This is a genomic window from Leifsonia sp. KNZ12-8B, assembly GCF_056755495.1.
Map to the genome: position 1 here is coordinate 1 of NZ_JBPGXM010000265.1, position 320 is coordinate 320.

General features: G+C 63.4%; 1 protein-coding gene. It reads left to right on the forward strand.

Features of this window, described 5'->3' with window-relative positions; translation table 11 throughout:
- The coding region (locus tag ACR9ZG_RS18965; RefSeq protein WP_481286393.1) for a DUF1287 domain-containing protein at positions 1-315 on the forward strand (315 nt) is incomplete at its 5' end.
- Positions 316-320 lie beyond the last annotated feature (5 nt).

Here is a 320-nt window from a genome sequence, read left to right on the forward strand (position 1 = left end):
GACTGGAGCCCCGCCTGGGGCTACGTGCCGTCTATGGACGCGTACTTCCGCGCCAACGCCGCCGAGCTCGGCCTGACCGAGTACTCGTTCGACCAGCGCGACAAGATCAAGGTCGGCGACATCGTGATGTTCGACTGGAACGACAACGACTCGCTCGACCACGTGCAGATCGTCTCGGCGGTCGAGAACGTGAACGGCCAGATCAAGATCAAGATGGTCGGCCACAACGAGGACAGCGACTACCGCGACCTCGACGAGGCCATCACCGTCGACCACCCGGGCGGCATCGGCCACTTCTGGAGCCTCTCGAAGTAGGGGTA